The organism is Nocardioides sp. GY 10113, from assembly GCF_004919105.1.
In the GTDB taxonomy this organism is placed as follows: Bacteria; Actinomycetota; Actinomycetes; order Propionibacteriales; family Nocardioidaceae; genus Nocardioides.
In genome coordinates this window covers 38,095-59,309 of the sequence record NZ_STGK01000008.1, presented here as the reverse complement: position 1 = coordinate 59,309, position 21,215 = coordinate 38,095, and the positions used below count along the sequence as shown (strand labels likewise).

Here is a 21,215-nt window from a genome sequence, read left to right as displayed (position 1 = left end):
CCTGGCTGGGGCGTACTGGACCCGAGAGCAGCAGGCGCTGCTGCGCCGCGACGCTAGGAGTCGCCGATTTCGCGCCTCGATGCTGCTTGTTACGGCAGTGTTAATTCGATCCCGGGAGGGTGTGACGGTCGTCTCGCACCGGTCAGTAGTGGGTGCGCCCGTCGTGTGCGAGCCACGCCTCGAACGGGCTGGTCGAGTCCTGGGTACGCCGCTGCTCGACCGCCATGCCCCACTCGGCCCTCGGCTTGCGCAGCTCGGCGTAGAACGCTCGGTCGTCGAAGCCGCCCGCCGCCGCGTCGTCGCGGTCCGCGGAGTAGACCACTCGGTCGATCCGCGCCCACATCGAGGCGGCGAGGCACAGCGGGCACGGCTCGCAGGAGGTGTAGAGCGTGGTGCCGGCCAGCGAGAAGTCGCCGATCTCGCGGCAGGCGGCGCGCATCGCCATCACCTCGGCGTGCGCGGTCGGATCCAGGTCGCGGGTGACGCGGTTCTGGCCGCGCCCCAGCACGACGCCGGCCCGGACGATCACCGCCCCGAACGGGCCACCTCCCTCGGCCACGTTGGCCCGGGCCGCGGCGACGGCCTCGGCCAGCCAGTGCTCGTCGCGGGGTTCCTCGGTCGACGTCATCGGTGCCTCCTCGATCCTCAACGCTCGCCGGCGCGCCGCCGCGCACGGTCGGCCCACCGGTCCAGCCGGTCCTTGCGCATCCCGATCACCCAGCGCCGTCGCGGGTGCTCGGTCGCGGTCCAGAGCATGCCGGTCGCGGGCCACCACGTCAGGTCTTCCGGACCGGCCGGCACCGCGCCGCGCCGGCCCACCAGGTCGCCGGGCCGCCCCACGTGGACCGTGCCGCGGGTGCGATGGCCCTCCGACGTGGTCACGTAGTGCACGCCGTCGGCGACCGCGACGCCCTGCATCCGGGCGGTGCCGCGGTCGTCGGGGACGGCGTGGAAGCCGTCGGGGCTCGGCGGCAGCAGGCCGGTGGCGTCGTCGGCGGGGAAGCGGGCGAGCCGGTGGGAGTGCCCCTTGCGGCCGTACTCGCCGACCACCAGGGCCGGCTCGGGGTCGGACCGGTCCAGGGAGAGGAACGAGTAGCGCAGCGGCTCGGTGCCCTCGGCGTACCCGGCCCGGAACGCGTGCCGCACCGGGAGGACGTAGCGGTGGCCCGCGGGGTGCAGACCGAGCAGCTGCCGGTCCGCGGACGCGTCCGTCGGCTCCGGCAGTCGCAGCACGTCGTCCACGCACGCCGAGAGGAAGCCGCGCCTGGTCGCCGCGACGTGCAGGTGCCGCCCGTGCCAGACCAGCCCGCCGGCGTGCACCCGCAGCGGTCGCAGTCGCGGCTCGCCGTCCTCGACGACCGGCTCGGCGAGCAGCACGTGCTGGTAGCGCCGCCGGTCCGGGTCCAGCACGGTGAACCGGGAGCCCGCCTCGCCCTTGTGGTACCAGGCGACCAGCAGCAGCCCGGTCGTGGTGCCGGTGCGCCCGGAGTGGGTCACCCCCTGCGGGTACCAGTGCGGGTCCCGGCGGTCCGCGGCCTCCCAGGTCAGCGCCACGTCCACGGCCCCGCCCAGGAGTCGCGGATGCGGGGCGAGGGTGCGCCGCGCGCGTCGCGACAGGTCGCCCAGCAGGCCGTCGATGCCGACCCGGGCAGCGCCCGCCGCGGTCGCCGCCGCGACGGCGGCGTCCACGTCGTACGGGCTCGGCTCGGCGCGTGCGAGATGGACGCGCTGCGTCGGGACACTGGGTGGCGCGGGTGGCACGCCGTCAACCTAGTCCTCCCGCCGCCGCTGGGTGTTCGACCGCGCCGTGGGCGATGATGGAGGCGTGCGCGGGATCTTCTTCGACGAGGACGAGGCCAGGCTGGCCGCCCTCTCCCTGGTCAGGGGCGGCTTCGCCGCGGAGGTGACGCGCGAGCGCCTCTCGGGCGAGGACGACGACGAGGGCCACCCGTGGGCGGTGACCACCGACGCCCCCGAGATCGTCCTGGAGATGCTGGTCGAGACCTACGACGGCTGGCTGGACCTCGACGGGCCCACGGAGGCGCCCGAGCCCAGTCGCCCCGACCCGCTGCCGCTGCCCGACGAGCCGAAGCGGATCAAGCGCCGGCCCGTCTGAGGCGCGCCGGGGTTTCGAGGCTCGGCGCCGGGGCGCCTCGCACCTCAACCACCGGCACGCCCGCGCGCTCACTACCCTGGACGACATGAGCTCCTCGCCCTCGCTGCGGCTGCTGCTGGTCCACGCCCACCCCGACGACGAGTCGATCGGCCAGGGCGCCACGATGGCCAAGTACGTCGCGGAGGGCCGCGGCGTCACGCTCGTCACCTGCACCGCGGGCGAGATGGGCGAGATCCTGGTGCCCGAGCTGGAGCACCTGGCCGCCGACCGGACGGACGGGCTGGGCGAGCACCGCAAGGGCGAGCTGGCCGACGCGATGGCCGCGCTGGGGGTCACCGACCACCGGTTCCTCGGCGGCTTCGGCACCTACCGCGACTCGGGGATGAAGTGGCACGAGGACGGTCACGCCGTCGCCGCCGACGACATCCACGCCAACGCCTTCTGGCACGCCGACCTGACCGAGGCCGCCACCCGCCTGGTCGAGGTGATCCGCGAGGTGCGGCCGCAGGTGCTGGTCACCTACGACGAGTTCGGCGGCTACGGCCACCCCGACCACATCCAGGCGCATCGGGTGGCCATGTACGGCGCCGTGCTGGCCGCCGCGCCGTCGTACCGGCGTGACCTGGGGGAGGCGTGGGACATCCCGAAGATCTACTGGGGCGCCATCGCCGAGAGCCGGATCCGCGAGGGGCTGCGGCGGCTGCGGGCGGCCGGCGACACCACCACCTTCGAGGGCATGGACCCCGACGGCCCGCTGCCGCCGATGTTCCGCCCCGACGAGGACATCAGCGCCGAGGTGGACGGCAGCGCCTACCTGTCGCGCAAGATGGACGCCCTGCGCGCCCACGCCACCCAGATCACCACCGACGGACCGTTCTTCGCGCTCTCCAACAACGTCGGCAGCCAGGCCTTCGGGATGGAGCAGTTCCGCCTCGTCAAGGGCGTCCCGGGCCCGGTGGGTGAGAACGGCTGGGAGGACGACCTCTTCGCCGGCATCGAGCCGTCCTGACCGACGCCGTGCGCATCCTCCTCGCGCTGGGCGCCCTCCTGCTCGGCGTGGGCGTCGCCGTCTGCACGGTGCTGCTCCACTCCTACTGGTGGGGGATGGCGCTGGGGCTGGCCGCCACCGCGGCGACCCTGGTCGCGCTCCCCGGCGGCTGGGGCAGGGCGCCGTTCGGGGCGGCCTGGGCGGTGGTCACCTTCGTGCTCAGCATGTCCCGGGCGGAGGGCGACTTCCTGGTCTCGGGCGATCTCAGCGGCTACCTGCTGCTGGCGGCCGTGCCCGCGGTGCTCGTCGCCGGCCTGGTCGGCCTGCGGCGCCGTCAGGACCCCGCGGCGCAGGACGGTGTCGGTCCGCCATTGGCCCGTCCCTAGGATGACGCCGTGACTTTCTGGGACCAGGACAGCAGCCCGGGGCGCTCCGAGCGCCCGGGCGGTCGCCTCGTGATCGTGCTGCTGCTGGTCCTGGTCCTGCTCGCCGCCGGGGGCTACGCCGCCGCGCACGAGGTCGCCGGCGACCGGGTCCCGCGCGGCGCCTCCATCTCCGGCGTCGACGTGGGCGGGATGGAGCGCGCCGACGCGATCGCCGAGCTGGAGTCGGCCTTCGGCGCGCGCGGCGAGGGGTCGATCGAGCTGTCGGTGACCCGCGGTGGCATCGACCCCGGCGACCGCACCGCCTCGGTCACGCCGGCCGACCTCGGGCTCTCGGTCGACTACGAGGCCTCCGTCGACGCCGCCGGCGCCGAGGAGAGCTGGGCCCCGGCGCGGCAGTGGGACTACTTCACCGGCGGCGGCGACGTCGACGCGGTGGTGACGATCGACGAGGCGCTGCTCGACGAGACGCTGGCCGAGCTCTCCGAGGGGCTCGGCATCCCGCCGCGCGACGGCGGCATCCGCTTCACCCGCAAGGGCGTCACGGTGATCGACCCGGTGCCCGGAGACGCCGTCGACACCGATGCCGCCCGCGACGCGATCGTGGCGGCGTACCTGGAGGGGCAGGACCGGGTGGAGCTCGAGGTCACCGCCGCGCAGCCGGAGATCGACGACGCCGACGTGCAGCAGGCGCTCGACGAGTTCGCCAACCCGGCCATGTCCTCGCCCGTCACGCTGGTCTTCGGAGAGTCCGACGTCAGGCTGCGGCCCGCCCAGTACGCCTCCGCGCTGTCGATGGTCAACGAGGGCGGTGTCCTGGTGCCCGAGGTCGACCAGGAGCGTCTGACTCGGCTCGTGAAGAGCGCCACCACCTCCGGCGAGCCGGTCGACGCCTCGGTCCGGCTGGTCGACGGGAAGCCGAGGGTCGTGCCGGCCAAGCCCGGCGTCAGCTTCGAACCGGCCGACGTCACCGGCGTCTTCCTCGGCCTGCTCACCGCGCCCGAGGGTGAGCGCAGCGGCAAGGTGAAGGCCACGGTGGTCGACGCCGACTTCACCACCGCGGACGCCCGCGCGCTCGGCATCAAGCGCAAGGTCTCGGAGTTCACGACCTACTACCCCTACGCGGAGTACCGCAACGTCAACATCGGCCGGGCCGCCGAGCTGGTCGACGGCACGGTGCTCAAGCCGGGGGAGACCTTCTCGCTCAACGACACCGTCGGCGAGCGCACGGCCGAGAACGGCTTCACGATCGGCTACATCATCTCCAACGGCATCCTGAAGAAGGACTACGGCGGCGGCGTCTCGCAGATGGCGACCACGCTCTTCAACGCGATGTTCTTCGCCGGCCTCGAGGACGTCGAGCACAAGCCGCACTCGTTCTACATCGACCGCTACCCGGTGGGCCGCGAGGCGACGGTGGCCTGGCCGACGGTCGACCTGCGGTTCCGCAACGACACCGACTACGGCGTGCTGATCCACGCCACCGTGAAGCCCGGCACCTACTCCAGCCAGGGTGTGGTCACGGTGCAGATGTACTCGACGAAGGTCTGGGACATCGAGTCCACCACCTCCGACCGCTACGCCTACGTCGAGCCCGCGACCCGGATCCTGGACACGCCCGACTGCGAGCCGTTCACCGGCTACGCCGGCTTCCAGGTGGACGTCACCCGCACCTTCCGCCGGGCCGGCGAGTCCGCGGTCGACCACACCGAGACGTTCCACACCGTCTACACGCCGGCCGACACAGTGCGCTGCGAGCAGCCGGAGCCGGAGAAGCCGAGGCAAAAGCAGGACCGCGGGCAGGACTGACCCGGCGCCGGCGGCGGTGGTTTCGAGGCTCGCTCCGCTCGCACCTCAACCACCGGCTGGGCTCGCTCCGCTCGCACCTCAACCACCGGCTGGGCTCGCTCCGCTCGCACCTCAACCACCGGCTGGGCTCGCTCCGCTCGCACCTCAACCACCGGCTGGGCTCGCTCCGCTCGCACCTCAACCACCGGCTGGGCTCGCTCCGCTCGCACCTCAACCACCGGCTGGGCTCGCTCCGCTCGCACCTCAACCACCGGCTGGGCTCGCTCCGCTCGCACCTCAACCACCGGCTGGGCTCGCTCCGCTCGCACCTCAACCACCGGCTGGGCTCGCTCCGCTCGCACCTCAACCACCGGCTGGGCTCGCTCCGCTCGCACCTCAACCACCGGCTGGGCTCGCTCCGCTCGCACCTCAACCACCGGCTGGGCTCGCTCCGCTCGCACCTCAACCACCGGCTGGGCTCGCTCCGCTCGCACCTCAACCACCGGCTGGGCTCGCTCCGCTCGCACCTCAACCACCGGCTGGGCTCGCTCCGCCCGCACCTCGACCACCGGACGGGCTCCCATCTCGATCAACGGGTGGGATCGCGCCCTGCGGACCGGGCCGCCTCCGGTTAGAGTGGAACACGTTCTAGTTCCGCTCGCCCTGGGAGGGCCCTTGACCGCCACCCCCGCCGTCGCCGGCTGGTTCACCACCGACGCCGAGCCCCGCCTGCTCGCCTCCCGCTGCACGACCTGCGCGAACCTCGTGTTCCCGCCGGTCCCCGAGGGGGCCGCGAGCTTCTGTCGGAACCCGGCCTGCGCGGGCTCGGAGAACGAGACGGTGCCGCTGTCGCGGACCGGCCGGGTGTGGTCCTACACCGACGCCCAGTACCAGCCGCCGGCGCCCTTCGTGCCGGCCACCGACCCGTTCGAGCCGTTCGCGCTGGCCGCGGTCGAGCTGCCGGAGGGGCTGGTCGTGCTGGGCCAGGTCGCCGACGGGTTCGGGGTGGCCGACCTGCGGGTCGGGGCCGAGGTCGAGCTGGTCGTGGAGACGCTGAACGTCGACGAGTCCGGGGAGCGCACCATCTGGCGCTGGCGCCCGGTCGCGAGCACGGAGGAGATCCGATGAGCAACGCCATCGCCGTGGCCGGCGCGGGCATGCACCCGTGGGGCAAGTGGGGACGCAACTTCGTCGAGTACGGCGTCCACGCGGCCCGTGCCGCGCTCGCCGACGCGGGCATCGCCTGGTCCGACGTCGATCTCGTGGTCGGCGGCGAGACCGTCCGCAACGGGTACGCCGGCTACGTCGCCGGCTCCACGTTCGCCCAGGCGCTGGGCTGGAACGGCGCCCGGATCGCGACCTCCTACGCCGCGTGCGCCACCGGCGCGCAGGCCATCGACACTGCCCGCGCCCGGATCCTGGCCGGGATGTCGGAGGTGGCGCTGGTCGTCGGCGCCGACACCACCCCCAAGGGCTTCCTCGCGCCGAACGCGGGGGAGCGCTGGAACGACCCGGACTGGCTGCGCTTCCGGCTGCTCGGGATGACCAACCCGGCGTACTTCGCGCTCTACGCGCGCCGGCGGATGGACCTCTACGGCGCCACCAGCGAGGACTTCGCGCAGGTGAAGGTGAAGAACTCGCGGCACGGCCTGGAGAACCCGAATGCGCGGTACCGCAAGGAGGTGGCGGTGGCCGACGTGCTCGGCTCCGCGGTGGTCTCCGACCCGCTGCACCTGCTCGACATCTGCGCCACCTCCGACGGCGCCGCCGCGGTGGTGCTGACCAGCCTCGACTACGCGCGCCGGCACGGCCTGGCGGACCCGGTGCGGGTGGAGGCGGTCTCCACGGTCACCCCGACCTTCCCCAACGCCGTGATCGACATGCCGCTGCTGGCCACCGACTGCACGGGCGCCAGCGGCGAGCCCGAGCACACGTTCAAGGAGTCGATCGCGCTCGCGGCGTACGAGGAGGCGGGGATCGCGCCCTCCGACGTCGACGTCGCCGAGGTCTACGACCTCTCCACGGCGCTGGAGCTGGACTGGATCGAGGATCTCGGGCTGTGCAAGCGCGGCGAGGCCGAGGTCCTGCTGCGCGCCGGCGACACCACGCTCGGCGGCCGGATCCCGGTCAACCCCTCGGGTGGCCTGGCCTGCTTCGGGGAGGCCGTGCCGGCCCAGGCGATCGCCCAGGTCTGCGAGCTGACCTGGCAGCTGCGGGGGCAGGCGGGCGGGCGCCAGGTCGAGGGCGCGCGGGTCGGGATCACCGCCAACCAGGGCCTGTTCGGACACGGCTCGGCGGTGCTCCTCGCTCGCTGAGCACCCAGAACGGGGCGCGAGGTGCGCCCCGTTCGGGCAGCCGTCGAGGCGGTGGGCCCGCACCGTGGCGAGCGCCCGCGGCGGGCGAGCCCGATCGTTGGTCGGGCAGGGTGGTCCGAGCCCATTCCCGCAGGTCAGGCGCTAGGTCAATGGTCGAAGGTCCCGCGCTTCGGGGGCCCTTCGGGCACCGTCGCCTGAGGTGAAATCAGCAACTTCACAGGCGAGATGAATCACAGCCTCAGGATGGCTTGTGAATGTATGCACAAGCGGTTTTTGGGTCTACGTTCACATTCGTGGACCCGCTCGACATTGCCCGATGGCAGTTCGCAATCACGACCGTCTACCACTTCCTGTTCGTCCCGATCACGATCGGGCTCTCGGGGATCGTGGCGGCCTACCAGACCGCGTGGCTTCGGACGCGCAACCCCGAGTGGCTGCGCCTGACCAAGTTCTTCGGCAAGCTCTTCCTGATCAACTTCGCCATCGGCGTGGTGACCGGGATCGTGCAGGAGTTCCAGTTCGGGATGAACTGGAGCGACTACTCGCGCTTCGTCGGTGACATCTTCGGCGCCCCGCTGGCCGTCGAGGGCCTGGTCGCGTTCTTCCTCGAGTCCACGTTCCTCGGCCTGTGGATCTTCGGCTGGGACCGGCTGAACCCCAAGCTGCACCTCGCCTGCATCTGGCTGGCGCACATCGGCACGCTGCTGTCGGCGTACTTCATCCTCGCGGCCAACTCCTGGATGCAGCACCCCGTCGGCTACGAGTTCAACCCCGAGACCGGTCGCGCCGAGCTCAACGACTTCCTCGCCGTGCTCACCAACAAGGTGCAGATGGTGACGTTCCCGCACACCATCACCGCCGCCTACATGACCGCGGCCGCCTTCGTGATGGCCGTGGGCTTCTGGCAGCTGATCCGCAAGCGCGGCGGTGACGCCCCGGCCACGCTCGAGGCCGACGCCCCGATGTACCGCAAGGCGGTGCGCAGCGGCGCCGCGCTGCTGATGGTCGCCGGGCTCGGCGTCGCGATCAGCGGCGACCTGCAGGGCAAGGTGATGACCGAGGTGCAGCCGATGAAGATGGCGGCCGCCGAGGCGCTCTACGACACCGAGCAGCCCGCGTCTTTCTCCTGGCTCACCATCGGCACCCCCGACGGCACCGAGGAGAAGTGGTCGATCACCACCCCGCACCTGCTCTCCTTCCTGGCCACCGGGACCTGGGACGGCGAGGTCGAGGGCATCAACCAGCTGCGCGAGCAGTACATCGAGACGTACGGGCAGGACCCGGGCACGACGTACTACTCGCCGGGTGACTACACGCCCTACATCCCGCTGACCTACTGGACCTTCCGCTGGATGATCGGTCTCGGCGTGGCGGCCGCCGCGCTCGGTGCCGTCGTGCTGTGGGTGACCCGCGGCAGCCGCGCGCCCACCGGCAGGCTGTGGACGTCCGCGGCCGTCGCGCTGATGCTGATGCCGCTGCTGGCCAACTCGGCCGGCTGGATCTTCACCGAGACCGGCCGCCAGCCGTGGACCGTCTTCGGCCTGATGACCACCGAGAGCGCGGTCTCGCCGGGGGTGAGCGCGGGCGAGGTGCTGACCTCCCTGATCGTCTTCACCCTGCTCTACGGCGCGCTCGCCGTCGTCGAGGTGAAGCTGATGCTGACCTACATCCGCAAGGGGGCCGAGCCGTTCGTCGAGCCCCAGGTGCGCGACGACGACAACGACCCCGACCGGCCGCTGGCCTTCGCGTACTGAGCCGACAGGGAAGGAACGACTTGTCATGGAACTGACCACTGTCTGGTTCATCCTCATCGCCGTCCTGTGGATCGGCTACTTCTGCCTCGAGGGCTTCGACTTCGGTGTCGGCATGCTGCTGCCGGTGCTCGGCGGCAAGAGCTCCGAGGCGCCCGAGCGGCGGGTCATGATCAACACGATCGGCCCCGTCTGGGACGGCAACGAGGTGTGGGTCCTGGTCGCCGGCGGCGCCACCTTCGCGGCGTTCCCCGAGTGGTACGCGACGTTGTTCAGCGGGTTCTACTTCCCGCTGCTGCTGATCCTGGTGGCGCTGATCGTGCGTGGCCTGGCCTTCGAGTACCGGGCCAAGCGCGACGACCCGACCTGGCGCAAGCGCTGGGACGCCGCGATCTTCTTCGGCTCCGTGGTGCCCGCCTTCCTGTGGGGCGTCGCCTTCGCCAACATCCTGCGCGGGGTCAAGATCGACGCCGAGCTGGAGTACGTCGGCGGGTTCTGGGAGCTGCTGAACCCCTACGCCGTCCTCGGCGGTCTGACCACCACGGCCCTCTTCCTGGTCCACGGCGCGATGTTCGTCGCCCTCAAGACCGAGGGGCCGATCCGCGGCGAGGCGCGCAACCTGGCCGTCCGGATCGGGCTGGTGGCCGCCGTGCTCGCGGTGGTCTTCCTGATCTGGACCCAGATCGACACCGGCTCGGCTCTGTCGGCCGTGCTGTTCGTGGGTGCCGCCCTCTCGCTGGTCGCCGGGCTGGCCGCGGCCTTCACCGGCCGCGAGGGCTGGGGCTTCCTCGGCACCTTCATCGCCATCGCGCTGGCGGTCGGCGGGCTCTTCGCCGCCCTGTTCCCCGACGTGATGCCGACGTCGCTGGCCGACGGCACGTCGCTGACCACGACCAACGCGGCGGCCACGGCCTACACGCTGAAGATCATGACCTGGGTCGCGGTGATCTTCACCCCGATCGTGCTGGCCTACCAGAGCTGGACCTACTGGGTCTTCCGCAAGCGGATCGGCGTGCACCACATCCCGCAGGCCGCGCTGGCGGCGGGCGCGACCGGTACCGACGGCTGATGCCCGACCCAGGGGCCGGGAGCGTCCGTCCGACCGACCCCCGCGTCCTGCGCCAGCTCGCGCCCGCCCGCGGCCCGCTGGCCGTGGTGATCGGGTCCTCGACGCTCGCCGGCGGGCTGGTGATCGCCCAGGCCTGGGCGGTCACCGCCCTGGTGGTCGCGGCGCTCGAGCGGCCGTTCGGTGCGGACACGGTGGCCGCCTGGGCGGCGGTCGTGCTGGGCCTGCTGGTCCTGCGCGGGGTCGCCGGTGCGGTCACCGACCTGGCCGCGGCCCGCGCCGCGGCCGCGGTCGCCGGTGACCTGCGCGCCCGCGCGGCCCGGGCGCAGGCCCGGCTCCGGGCCCGCGGCGAGGGCGGGGCCGGCACCGGCGCCGCGGCGGCCCTGCTGACCCGCGGCGTCGCCGCGGCCGAGCCGTACCTGACGCGCTACCTGCCGGCGCTGGTCCTGGCCGGCGTCGTACCGGTGCTGACGGTCGTCGCGATCGCCAGCCAGGACCTGCTCAGCGCCGTGCTGGTGGTGGTCACGCTGCCGCTGGTGCCCGTCTTCGGGGCGCTGGTCGGGCTCGCGACCCGGGACCGGGCCGCCGCCCAGTGGCGGGCACTGGCGTCGCTGTCGGGCCACTTCGTCGACGTGGTGCGGGGTCTGCCCACCCTGGTGGCCTTCCGCCGCGCCCGGCCCCAGTCCGCCCGGATCGGTGAGCTGACCGACCGCTACCGACGTGCGTCGGTCGACACCCTTCGCGTAGCGTTCGCCTCCTCGGCGGTGCTGGAGCTGGTCGCCACCCTCTCGGTGGCGCTGGTCGCGGTCACCGTCGGTGTCCGGCTCGCCGCCGGGCACCTCGACCTGAGCACCGCGCTGGTGGTGCTCCTGCTCGCGCCCGAGGCGTACTGGCCGCTCCGCCGTGTGGGGGCGGAGTTCCATGCATCCGCCGAGGGCGCCGAGACCTTCGTCGCGATCAGCGCGCTGGAGGAGCAGGTCGCCGACGAGCCCGCCCTGATCGGGGTGGCGGGCTCGTCGGAGGAGGCGCCGGCGACCGGCCTGGTGCTCGACGGCGTGAGCCTGCTCCGGCCGGGCCGCTCGGTCCCGGCCCTCGACGCGGTCAGCGTGACGGTCCCCGCCCGCGGGCTCACCGCCCTGGTCGGCCCCTCGGGCTGCGGCAAGTCGACGCTGCTGGCGATCGCCGCCGGCCAGCTCCCACCCACGTCGGGGCGCCTCCTGCTCGCGGGCGACGACGGCGCCGTGGAGGTCGGCGGGGACGCCTGGCGGGCCCAGGTCGCCTACCTGCCCCAGCGTCCCGTCTTCCTGCCCGGCACGATCGCCGACAACCTCCGGGTGGCCGCCCCCGACGCCGACGAGGTGGCGCTGCGACGGGTGCTGCGCCGCGTCGCCCTCGCCGACCGGGTGGCCGCGCTGCCCGCCGGGCTGGACTCGCCGCTGGGCGAGGACGGTGCGGGGCTGTCGGCCGGCGAGCGGGCGCGGCTCGCCCTGGCCCGGGTCCTGCTCTCAGAGCGCCCCTGGGTCCTGCTCGACGAACCGACCGCCCACGTGGACGCGCTGACCGCCCGGGTGATCGCGGAGACCGTGGTCGACCTCGCCCGGGAACGGGCCGTGCTCGTGGTCGCCCACCGCCCCGAGCTGATCGACCTCGCCGACCGGGTGCTGACCCTGGAGCCGCCGGCCGTGCCGGCCGTGCCGGCCGTGCCGGCCGTCGAGGCCGTCGAGGCGCTCGACGCCGTGGAGCAGGGGACGGCCGGGCCCGGCGCGGCGCCCGCTGGCGCCGGCACACCGGCGGCCGTGGCCCCACCCGACGAGCGTGCGGAGGAACGGCCGGGACCCGGACTCGGCGCCGCCACCGTGCTCGGCGGCCTCGCGTCCACCTGCGGGGTGGCGCTCACCGCCACCGCCGGCTGGCTGATCGTGCAGGCCTCCACCCACCCACCGGTGCTGACCCTCCTGGTGGCCGTGGTCAGCGTGCGCACCTTCGGCATCGGCCGCCCCGCGCTGCGCTACGTCGAGCGTCTGTGGTCCCACGACGCCGCGCTGCGGATGCTGGCCGCCCGCCGGGTTCGTGTGTACGACGCGCTGGTGCCGCTCACCCCCGGTGCCCTCGGCCGCCGCCGCGGCGACCTGCTCGCCTCGGTCGTCGACGACGTCGACGCCGTGGTCGACGAGGAGATCCGGGTCCGGCTGCCGCTGCGCGGCTACGCGATCACCCTCGCCGTGGCCACCGCGGTCGCCCTGATCGTGCTCCCGGCGGCCGGCCTGGTCGTCGCGGTCACCGCCAGCCTGTTCCCGGCCGGCGCCTACCTCCTCGCCCGTGCTGCGGCCGACCGCGCGGAGCGCCGCTCGGTCGCCGCGCGGGCGCGGCTCTCCACCGCCGCGGTGGACCTGCTCGACACCGCCGCCGAGCTGCAGATGTGGCAGCGCACCGAGGACGGCGTCGCCGCCCTCACCCGGGCCGGCGCCGCGGGCGCGCGGGCCACCAGTGCCGCCACCGCCGGCCTGGCCGCCGGCCGGGCGGTGGTGCTCCTCGGCACGGCGATCGGAATGGCCGCGGTCGCCCTGCTCGCCGCCGACGCCCATGCCGCCGGCGAGGTCGGCGCGCCGCTGGTCGGCCTGCTCGTGCTCCTCCCGCTGGCGCTGGGCGAGGTGGCGGCCGGCGTGCCCGAGGCCGGCGCGCTCGCGGCCCGGTGCGCAGCGGCGCGGGGCCGCCTGGACGCGATCGAGCGCCGCGAGCCGGTGGTCACCGACCCCGACCGACCCTCCGCCGTACCGGCGGGGAGCGAGGTGGCGCTGGACGCCGTCAGCGTCGGTTGGGGCGCCGAGCCCGCCGTCGTCGACCTGGACCTGCGCCTGGCGCCTGGCGAACGGGTCGCCCTCGTCGGCCCCTCGGGGTCGGGCAAGAGCACCGTGGCCGGGCTGCTGCTCCGCTTCCTCCCGGCCCGTGCCGGGAGCGCGCGGCTCGGCGGCACCGACCTGGCCGCGCTGGCCGGCGACGACGTCCGGACGCGGGTCGGCCTGGTCGACGACGACCCGCACCTCTTCGCCAGCACGCTCGTCGAGAACGTCCGCCTGGCCCGCCCCGGCGCGGACGACGACGAGGTCGACCGGGCGCTGCGAGCGGCCCGGCTCGGGGCGTGGCTCGACGGGCTTCCCGACGGCCTGCAGACCTGGCTCGGCGACGGGCACGGCGACGTCTCGGGCGGCGAGCGGGCCCGGATCGCCATCGCCCGCTGCCTGCTCGCCGACCAGCCGGTGATCGTGCTGGACGAGCCGGTCGCCCACCTCGACCACGCCACCGCGGAGGAGGTCGCCGCGGAGGTGCTCGGCAGCGACCTCGGCGGCGGTGTCGGGGGTGTCGGCGGGGGAGCCGGCGGGGGCCGCGGAGAGCGCGCCGTGCTGTGGATCACCCACGACCCGGTGGGCCTGGACCGGGTGGACCGGCTGGTCTCGCTCGACCCGGCGACCGCACCGCACGGCGGCCTCGAGGACGGTCTGGGGGTTGCCGCGCGCAGTAGCGTGAAGGCGTGACCGCTCCCCAGTCGACCGCGCCCCCGACCGCGTCCACGCTCGGAGAGCTCCGCGCCTCCGGCCACGTCCACCGGCACCTGCGCGCGGAGATCCGCGAGAACCTGCTCCGCAAGCTCGCCGCCGGCGAGGACCCCTGGCCCGGCCTGCACGGCTTCGAGGACACCGTGGTGCCGCAGCTCGAGCGGGCCCTGATCGCCGGCCACGACGTGGTCCTGCTGGGCGAGCGCGGCCAGGGCAAGACCCGGCTGCTGCGCACCCTGGGCGGGTTGCTCGACGAGTGGACCCCGGTGATCACCGGCTCCGAGCTCGGCGAGCACCCCTACGAGCCGATCACCGTCACCTCCCTGGCCGCCGCCGCCGAGCACGGCGACGACCTGCCGATCTCCTGGGTGCACCGCTCGGAGCGGTACGCCGAGAAGCTGGCCACGCCCGACACCAGCGTCGCCGACCTGATCGGCGACGTGGACCCGATGAAGGTCGCCGAGGGGCGCTCGCTCGGCGACCCCGAGACGATCCACTTCGGGCTGATCCCGCGCAGCCACCGCGGCATCGTGGCGATCAACGAGCTGCCCGACCTCGCCGAGCGGATCCAGGTGGCGATGCTCAACGTGATGGAGGAGCGCGACATCCAGATCCGCGGCTACGTGCTGCGGCTGCCGCTGGACGTGCTCGTGGTGGCCAGCGCCAACCCGGAGGACTACACCAACCGCGGCCGGATCATCACTCCGCTCAAGGACCGGTTCGGCGCGGAGATCCGGACCCACTACCCGACCCAGCTGGACGCGGAGGTGGCGGTCATCCGGCAGGAGGCCGACCTGCTGGCCGGCCAGGTCGAGGTGCCCGGCTTCCTGATCGAGGTGCTGGCCCGGTTCACCCGCAACCTGCGCGACTCCTCCTCGGTGGACCAGCGCTCCGGGGTCTCGGCGCGGTTCGCGATCGCCGGTGCGGAGACCATCGCCGCCGCGGCGCTACGACGCGCGACGGTGCACCGCGAGGACCACGCGGTCGCCCGGGTGGTCGACCTGGAGACCGCTCTGGAGGTGCTCGGCGGCAAGATCGAGTTCGAGTCGGGCGAGGAGGGGCGCGAGAGCGAGATCCTCACCCACCTGCTGCGCACCGCGACCGCGGAGACGGTCCGCGGCGCCTTCCGGGGTCTGGACTTCGCGCTGCTGGTGGACGCCGTCGAGGCGGGGGCCACGATCACCACCGGCGAGCACGTCACCGCCCGCGACTTCCTCGCCGGGCTGCCGGTGCTGGGCGAGTCCGACCTGTACGACCAGGTCTGCGAGCGGGTGCTCGGCCCCGGTGGCGGCAGCAACGACGGCGAGCGCGCGGCGGCGATCGAGCTCGCGCTGGAGGGCCTCTACCTGGCCCGCAAGATCGGCAAGGACTCCGACGGGGCGGAGACGGTCTATGGCTGAGCCCGGGCGACGGTCATGAAGGACCCGACGCGGTTCAAGAGGTACGAGGGCGGCGACCCGCTGGCCCCGCCGGTCGACATCGCCGAGGCGCTGGACGCGATCGGCGAGGACGTGATGGCCGGCTACAGCCCGGAGCGCGCGATGCAGGAGTTCCTGCGCCGTGGCGGGCAGGACCGGGCGGGGCTCGACGACCTGGCCCGCCGGGTCGCCGAGCGGCGCCGCGACCTGCTCCAGCGGCACAACCTGGACGGCACGCTCGACCAGGTGCGCGAGCTGCTGGAGACCGCCGTCCTGGAGGAGCGCAAGCAGCTGGCCCGCGACGCGCTGATGGACGACGCCGACCGGGCGTTCCGCGAGATGCGGATGGAGAACCTGCCCGATTCGCCGGCCGCGGCCGTCACCGAGCTCGCCGACTACGACTGGCAGTCGCCCGACGCCCGCGCGGCGTACGAGCAGATCAAGGACCTGCTCGGCCGTGAGCTGCTCGACCAGCGGTTCGCCGGCATGAAGCAGGCCCTGGAGAACGCCACCGACGCCGACCGGCAGGCGATCAACGAGATGCTCTCCGACCTCAACGACCTGCTCGAGAAGCGCGCGGCCGGCCTGGACACGCAGGAGGACTTCGAGGAGTTCATGGCCCAGCACGGCCAGCACTTCCCGGAGGACCCGCAGACCCTCGACGAGCTGCTCGACACCCTCGCCGAGCGGTCCGCCGCCGCCCAACGGATGCTGAACTCGATGAGTCCCGAGCAGCGCGCGGAGCTGATGCAGCTCTCGGCGCAGGCGTTCGGGTCGCCGGCGCTGATGGGCGAGCTGGACCGGCTCGACATGAACCTGATGAACCTGCGCCCGGGCGAGGACTGGGACGGCTCGCAGCGCTTCGGCGACGGCGACCAGGGCCTCGGCCTCGGCGACGGCACCGGCGTCCTCCAGGACCTCGCCGACCTCGACGCGCTGAGCGACCAGCTCTCCCAGTCCTACGGCGGCGCCCGGCTCGACGACGTCGACCTGGACCGGCTGGCCCGACAGCTCGGCGAGGAGGCGGCCGTCGATGCCCGTCGGCTGAAGGAGCTGGAGCGCGCGCTGCGCCGCTCGGGCGCGATGGAGCGCGGCTTCGACGGTGAGCTGCGGCTGACCCCCAAGGCGATGCGCCAGCTCGGCAAGGCGCTGCTGCGCGACGTCGCCCAGAAGATGTCGGGTCGGCAGGGGCAGCGCGACCTGCGACGCGCCGGCGCCGCCGGCGACCTGTCCGGCGCCACCCGCAGCTGGGAGTTCGGCGACACCGAGCCCTGGGACGTGCCGCGGACCATCCTGAACGGCACGCTGCGCCGGGCCGGCGACCCCGGCGGACCGCGGTTCAGCGTCGAGGACATCGAGGTCGCGGAGACCGAGGCGCGCACCCAGGCCGCGGTGGCGCTCTGCGTCGACACCAGCTTCTCGATGGCGATGGACGGCCGATGGGTGCCGATGAAGCAGACCGCGCTCGCGCTGCACACCCTGATCGGCACCCGGTTCCGCGGCGACGACCTGGAGCTGATCGGGTTCGGACGGCACGCCCAGAGCATGCGGATCGAGGAGCTCACCGCGCTCGACGCCCGCTGGGCCAAGGGCACCAACCTCCACCACGCCCTGCTGCTGGCCAACCGCCACTTCCGCAAGCACCCCAATGCCCAGCCGGTGCTGCTGATCGTCACCGACGGCGAGCCCACCTCCCACCTGGAGCCCGACGGCGAGGTCTACTTCTCCTACCCGCCGCACCCGATGACCATCGCGCTCGCCGTGCGCGAGCTCGACAACGCCCGCCGCCTGGGCGCGCAGACCACCTTCTTCCGGCTGGGGGAGGACCCGGGCCTGGCCCGGTTCATCGAGTCGATGGCGCGCCGGGTCGAGGGGTCGGTGATCGCCCCGGAGGCCGACGACCTCGGCGCCGCCGTGGTCGGCTCCTACCTCGGCTCGCGGGGACGCTCCGGCGGTGCCGCGCCCGGCAGCTACGAGGACTGGTTCGGCGGCCGGGGGTTCTGGGTCGGCTGACCGGGCCGGCCGGCCGGGCCCGACCTGTGGAGGACGGTGTCGGGGTGGTTTGGTCGATGTCGCGCCGGGGACCTGCCCGGCATGCCTGCCTACGACGAAGCCCAGACGACCAGCCAGACCCCCGGCCACCCGACCGGCCACGCGACCGGCCAGACGACCGGCCAGACGACCGGTGGGACCACCCACCAGTCGGGCGCCGACGCGTTCTGGTCCGAGGTACGCCGGCGCCGCCCGGAGGTCGGGCTGGTCCTGCTGCCCCCATGGCGCGGTGACCACCCTGCGCCCGCCGGCGCCGCCGAGGGCCGCGCCGCCGCGGCCGAGGTGGTCGCGGGATGGCGGCTGCTCGCCACCGCGCTCGCCGGCACCGATGCGGCGGACGAGCTGTCGGCGGTCGCGCCCTCGGTCGGATGGCGCCCGCACGGCGACCTCCACCGGTTCGTGGTCCAGCGCGCGGTGCGCGGGCTCGGCGCGACCGGCGGCGCGGGGCTGCTGCGCACGCTCGTGTCGGCGCTGGGCGAGGACGGGTGGCGGCTGGCGCCACGCACCCGCCGCGGACTGCCGGTGCTGGAGGCGACCGACGGCCGGATCGCGCTGCAGGGCCAGGCGGGACCCGGCGCGACCGTCCTGACGATGCACGGGCGGCCGCTCGCGGTGCCGCTCGCCGCCCGCCGGTCCAGCGCCGCCGAGGTGCGGGCTCTCCTCGCCGGGCCGTCGGTGGCGAGCAACGCGGCTGACGAGCGGTGGGGGCGGGTGTGAGCGGCCGCGACGGCGTCGTCGGGGTGTCGTTCGCGGAGCTGACCGCGCTCGCCCGAGCCTGGGACGCCGACGGCGACGCGCTGGCCTCAGCCGCGGGCCGGCTGGTCCCGGTGCCGCAGCCGGGTCTCGCGCCGGTCGCCGCCGGCGTGGCGAGGTTCGGCGAGACGTGGAGCGAGGAGCTGGCCGACTGCGCCCGGGCCGCCCGCGCCTGCGCGGAGGCCGTCCGGGACGCCGGCGAGGACCTGGCCCGCGTCGACGGCGCATCGGTCGTCGGCATGCTCCTCGCGCTGCCGCCCGTCGCCGGCGGCAGCGGCTGGGACCCGGGTGTCTTCGGCGGGGCCTTCCGGTGACCACCGACCTGCCGCCCCCGGTGGCGCCGGTCCCGGAGCCGGCGACCACGCCCGAGGCCGCCGCCGTGCTCGCCACCACGCTGCGCGGGGTCGCCGTCGGCGTGCAGGACGTGCGCGGGGCGGTCGCGTCGGCGGTGGCGCCGAGCTGGACGGGTCGGACCGCCGCGGCGCACGAGGGCGCCCGGCGCCGGCTCCTGGCGCGCATCGAGACGGCCGGGGCGGCGCTGCTGCGGGCCGTGCTCGCCACCGACGCGCTCGAGGACCGCGTCCGCCGGCTGCGGCGGGAGTGGGAGACGCTCGAGGAGCGGCGCCTGGCGCTCAACGACGACATCGTCGCGGCGCTCGACGCGGCGCGCACGGCCCTCGCGGCACCGGGCTGCCTGCCGCCCGCGGTGGGGCTCGCGCCGGCCCCGGACGGCGCCGCACTGGCGGCGCGGGTCCGCCTGCTGCTGGCCGACGTCGACAGCTGGCGGGGGCGCTGCGCGGAGTCGGAGGCGGCGTACCTGGCGGCGCTGGCGGCGGTCGACACCGTGCTCGAGGGAGCGCGGACCGACGACCCGGCCGGGCGGCGGGTGGCTGACCTGCTCGGGGGCGGCGGGCTGGCGGCCCTGCGCACGGCGCTGCGGCTGCGCGCGGACGACCCGTTCGGTCTCGCGTGCTGGTGGCGCTCCCTCGGTCGCGCCCAGCGGCAGGCGCTGCTCATCGACGATCCCGCGCGCGTCGGCAACCTGGCCGGGATCCGCGTCCGGGACCGCGACGAGGCGAACCGGGCGGCCCTCGCCGCGGACCTCGCGGCCGGCCGCGCCGATGGCGCGCACGGGGCGGACGGGGCGGACTGGGCGGACGGGGCGGACTGGGTGGACGGGGCCGCGGACACCGCCGCCGCGGTCGCGGAGCTCCTGGACTCCTACGGGGACGCCGTCGACCCCGTCACCGGCGACCAGCTGGTGCACCTGATCGTCTACCGGCCCGAGGCGCACAGCGGGGACGGTGGCGTCGCGATCGCCGTCGGCGACCCGGACCGGGCCGAGGACGTGGCGGTCTACGTCCCGGGCACGACCAGCGAGGCCGCCGACGTCAGTGGCTTCGACCGCGTCGAGGCGCTGTACGAGGCGATGGCGGACGCCGGCCGCGGGTCCGTGGCGACGGTGCTGTGGCTCGACTACGACGCCCCCAGCGCGGATCGGCTCACCGATGTCGACGAGCTGGTCGACCTCGCGCACGTCGCCACCACGGCGGCCGCCCGGGCCGGCGGGCGCGACCTGGCCGAGTTCCTGGACGGCCTCGCCGCCTCCGACGCCGGCGCGCCGGCGCACCTGACCGCGATCGGCCACAGCTACGGCGCCACCGCGCTCGGGTACGCCGGGCTCGGCGCCGCCCCGGGCACGGTCGAGGACTACGTGCTGCTCGGCAGCCCCGGGGAGCCGGTCGCCCGGGCCGAGGACCTCGCCGGCCAGGACGCGGAGGTGCACGTCGGCGCCGCCGACCACGACCCGGTCACGCTGCTCGGGCGCCACCGCGGCGGCGGTCTCGGCACGCTGGGCCACGACCCGGCGCAGGAGTCGTTCGGCGGGCACCGCTTCGCCGTCGACCCGGGCCCGCTGCGGGCCGGGGACCTGGTCGCCAACCACTCGTCGTACTTCTCCGGGGCGGGGCTCGCGGGCCTCGCGGCCATCGCCACCGGCCAGCGGGTCGCCGAGGTGCCCGGGCGCCGGGCGGGCGAGTTCCTGACGCTCTCCGAGCTGCTGGCGGCGGCGTCGGTCAGCAGCGGGGCGGGCTGGCTGTGGGGGCACACGCTGCCGGGGATGCTGCGTTGAGCGTGGCCCGTCCCGCCGCCGGCGGGGAGGGCGGCTCCCCGAGGCCGGCCGGCGTCGCGGAGAATCGGGCCGATGAGCGATCCGAGCGTGACCGTGGTGCTGCTGCTGGGGCTGGCCGCGCTCTTCGCCGGGTTCGTCGACGCCGTCGTCGGCGGCGGCGGTCTGGTCCAGCTGCCCGCGCTGCTGCTCGGCCTGCCGGGGGCCAGTCCGGTCCAGGTGCTGGCCACGAACAAGATCGCCTCGGTCTGCGGCACCGCGGCCAGCTCGGCCACCTACTACCGCCGGATCCGGCCGGACCCGGCGACGTTCGTGCCGTTGATGGTCTGCGCGCTGGCCGGCTCCTTCGTGGGCGCGATCGCCGCCTCCCACCTGCCCCGGGAGGCGTTCGAGCCGATCGTGCTGGTCGCCCTGGTCGTGGTCGGCGGCTACGTGCTGGTCCGGCCCGAGCTGGGGGAGCGGACCGCGCTGCGCTTCTCCGGGCACCGGCACCGGATCGCCGCGATGGCGGTCGGGTTCGGCATCGGGGTCTACGACGGGATCCTCGGCCCGGGCACCGGCAGCTTCTTCGTGATCGCGCTGGTCGGTCTGCTCGGCTACGACTTCCTGCAGGCCTCGGCCAAGGCCAAGCTGGCCAACCTGGCCACCAACGTCGGGGCGCTGCTGCTCTTCATCCCGACCGGCGCCGTGCTGTGGAAGATCGGGCTGCTGATGGGTGCCTGCAACATGGTCGGCGGCTACCTGGGCGCCCGCACCGCGGTGGCCCGCGGCGCCGGGTTCGTGCGGGTCTTCTTCATCGTGGTGGTCTCCGCGTTCATCGTCCGGATCGGCGGGGACGTGCTGGGCGTCTGGTGAGGCGCCACCGCGGTTCGGTGCGGGCGCCGGCCGCCGATAGGATTCGGC

The 21,215-nt window shown here is 74.5% G+C and carries 17 protein-coding genes; 15 read left to right on the top strand and 2 right to left on the bottom strand.

The features are described from left to right. Nucleotides 1-142 precede the first annotated feature (142 nt). Complete coding sequence (locus E8D34_RS11555) at nucleotides 143-628, bottom strand: nucleoside deaminase (protein ID WP_136594795.1); 486 nt, start codon at nucleotides 626-628, stop codon at nucleotides 143-145. A gap of 17 nt (nucleotides 629-645) precedes the next feature. Then, nucleotides 646-1,761, bottom strand: a complete 1,116-nt coding sequence (locus tag E8D34_RS11550; RefSeq protein ID WP_136594794.1) for a hypothetical protein — start codon at nucleotides 1,759-1,761, stop codon at nucleotides 646-648. 64 nt (nucleotides 1,762-1,825) lie between these two features. Here E8D34_RS11550 and E8D34_RS11545 point away from each other — a divergent pair, with 64 nt between their 5' ends. From E8D34_RS11545 to E8D34_RS11475, 15 genes are all read left to right on the top strand, one after another. Then, nucleotides 1,826-2,116 carry a hypothetical protein gene (locus tag E8D34_RS11545; RefSeq protein WP_136594793.1) on the top strand — a complete coding sequence of 97 codons (291 nt, stop codon included), beginning with the start codon at nucleotides 1,826-1,828 and terminating at the stop codon, nucleotides 2,114-2,116. Nucleotides 2,117-2,201: 85 nt separating this feature from the next. Further along, nucleotides 2,202-3,125: an N-acetyl-1-D-myo-inositol-2-amino-2-deoxy-alpha-D-glucopyranoside deacetylase gene (gene mshB / locus E8D34_RS11540; RefSeq protein WP_136594792.1), complete on the top strand. Its 924-nt coding sequence runs from the start codon at nucleotides 2,202-2,204 to the stop codon at nucleotides 3,123-3,125. A gap of 8 nt (nucleotides 3,126-3,133) precedes the next feature. After that, the gene (locus E8D34_RS11535; protein ID WP_136594791.1) at nucleotides 3,134-3,490 is read left to right on the top strand and encodes a hypothetical protein; all 357 of its coding nucleotides are present in this window, start codon (nucleotides 3,134-3,136) and stop codon (nucleotides 3,488-3,490) included. A 9-nt stretch (nucleotides 3,491-3,499) separates the two neighbouring features. After that, complete coding sequence (locus tag E8D34_RS11530; protein WP_136594790.1) at nucleotides 3,500-5,296, top strand: VanW family protein; 1,797 nt, start codon at nucleotides 3,500-3,502, stop codon at nucleotides 5,294-5,296. Nucleotides 5,297-5,950: 654 nt separating this feature from the next. After that, nucleotides 5,951-6,403, top strand: a complete 453-nt coding sequence (locus E8D34_RS11525) for an OB-fold domain-containing protein (RefSeq protein ID WP_136594789.1) — start codon at nucleotides 5,951-5,953, stop codon at nucleotides 6,401-6,403. Next, nucleotides 6,400-7,590 carry a lipid-transfer protein gene (locus E8D34_RS11520; protein WP_136594788.1) on the top strand — a complete coding sequence of 397 codons (1,191 nt, stop codon included), beginning with the start codon at nucleotides 6,400-6,402 and terminating at the stop codon, nucleotides 7,588-7,590. The genes E8D34_RS11525 and E8D34_RS11520 overlap by 4 nt, the downstream gene beginning before the upstream one ends. 293 nt (nucleotides 7,591-7,883) lie before the next feature. Continuing rightward, on the top strand, nucleotides 7,884-9,344 hold the full coding sequence (locus tag E8D34_RS11515; protein WP_136594787.1) for a cytochrome ubiquinol oxidase subunit I: 1,461 nt from the start codon (nucleotides 7,884-7,886) through the stop codon (nucleotides 9,342-9,344). 25 nt (nucleotides 9,345-9,369) lie between these two features. After that, nucleotides 9,370-10,410: a cytochrome d ubiquinol oxidase subunit II gene (gene cydB, locus E8D34_RS11510; RefSeq protein WP_136594786.1), complete on the top strand. Its 1,041-nt coding sequence runs from the start codon at nucleotides 9,370-9,372 to the stop codon at nucleotides 10,408-10,410. Beyond that, nucleotides 10,410-13,940: a thiol reductant ABC exporter subunit CydD gene (gene cydD / locus E8D34_RS11505; protein WP_136594785.1), complete on the top strand. Its 3,531-nt coding sequence runs from the start codon at nucleotides 10,410-10,412 to the stop codon at nucleotides 13,938-13,940. The genes cydB and cydD overlap by 1 nt, the downstream gene beginning before the upstream one ends. Beyond that, nucleotides 13,937-15,361, top strand: coding sequence for a magnesium chelatase (locus E8D34_RS11500; protein WP_136594784.1), 1,425 nt, complete (start codon nucleotides 13,937-13,939; stop codon nucleotides 15,359-15,361). Before cydD ends, E8D34_RS11500 begins: the two co-directional genes overlap by 4 nt. A 15-nt stretch (nucleotides 15,362-15,376) precedes the next feature. Continuing rightward, the gene (locus E8D34_RS11495) at nucleotides 15,377-17,392 is read left to right on the top strand and encodes a VWA domain-containing protein (protein WP_136594783.1); all 2,016 of its coding nucleotides are present in this window, start codon (nucleotides 15,377-15,379) and stop codon (nucleotides 17,390-17,392) included. Nucleotides 17,393-17,473: 81 nt separating this feature from the next. After that, entirely contained in the window at nucleotides 17,474-18,148 is a 675-nt protein-coding gene (locus tag E8D34_RS11490; protein WP_136594782.1) for a hypothetical protein, read from the top strand. Beyond that, nucleotides 18,145-18,498, top strand: coding sequence for a hypothetical protein (locus E8D34_RS11485; RefSeq protein ID WP_136594781.1), 354 nt, complete (start codon nucleotides 18,145-18,147; stop codon nucleotides 18,496-18,498). Before E8D34_RS11490 ends, E8D34_RS11485 begins: the two co-directional genes overlap by 4 nt. After that, entirely contained in the window at nucleotides 18,495-20,315 is a 1,821-nt protein-coding gene (locus tag E8D34_RS11480) for an alpha/beta hydrolase (RefSeq protein WP_136594780.1), read from the top strand. The genes E8D34_RS11485 and E8D34_RS11480 overlap by 4 nt, the downstream gene beginning before the upstream one ends. 72 nt (nucleotides 20,316-20,387) lie before the next feature. Continuing rightward, on the top strand, nucleotides 20,388-21,167 hold the full coding sequence (locus tag E8D34_RS11475; RefSeq protein ID WP_136594779.1) for a TSUP family transporter: 780 nt from the start codon (nucleotides 20,388-20,390) through the stop codon (nucleotides 21,165-21,167). Nucleotides 21,168-21,215 lie beyond the last annotated feature (48 nt).

What these genes read in the sequence shown, in the direction of transcription:
- E8D34_RS11520 (WP_136594788.1), top strand. Translation starts at nt 6,400, where the DNA reads ATGAGCAACGCCATCGCCGTGGCCGGCGCGGGCATGCACCCGTGGGGC.
- cydB (WP_136594786.1), top strand. Translation starts at nt 9,370, where the DNA reads ATGGAACTGACCACTGTCTGGTTCATCCTCATCGCCGTCCTGTGGATC.
- E8D34_RS11555 (WP_136594795.1), bottom strand. Translation starts at nt 628, where the DNA reads ATGACGTCGACCGAGGAACCCCGCGACGAGCACTGGCTGGCCGAGGCC.
- E8D34_RS11490 (WP_136594782.1), top strand. Translation starts at nt 17,474, where the DNA reads ATGCCTGCCTACGACGAAGCCCAGACGACCAGCCAGACCCCCGGCCAC.
- E8D34_RS11495 (WP_136594783.1), top strand. Translation starts at nt 15,377, where the DNA reads ATGAAGGACCCGACGCGGTTCAAGAGGTACGAGGGCGGCGACCCGCTG.
- cydD (WP_136594785.1), top strand. Translation starts at nt 10,410, where the DNA reads ATGCCCGACCCAGGGGCCGGGAGCGTCCGTCCGACCGACCCCCGCGTC.
- E8D34_RS11475 (WP_136594779.1), top strand. Translation starts at nt 20,388, where the DNA reads ATGAGCGATCCGAGCGTGACCGTGGTGCTGCTGCTGGGGCTGGCCGCG.
- mshB (WP_136594792.1), top strand. Translation starts at nt 2,202, where the DNA reads ATGAGCTCCTCGCCCTCGCTGCGGCTGCTGCTGGTCCACGCCCACCCC.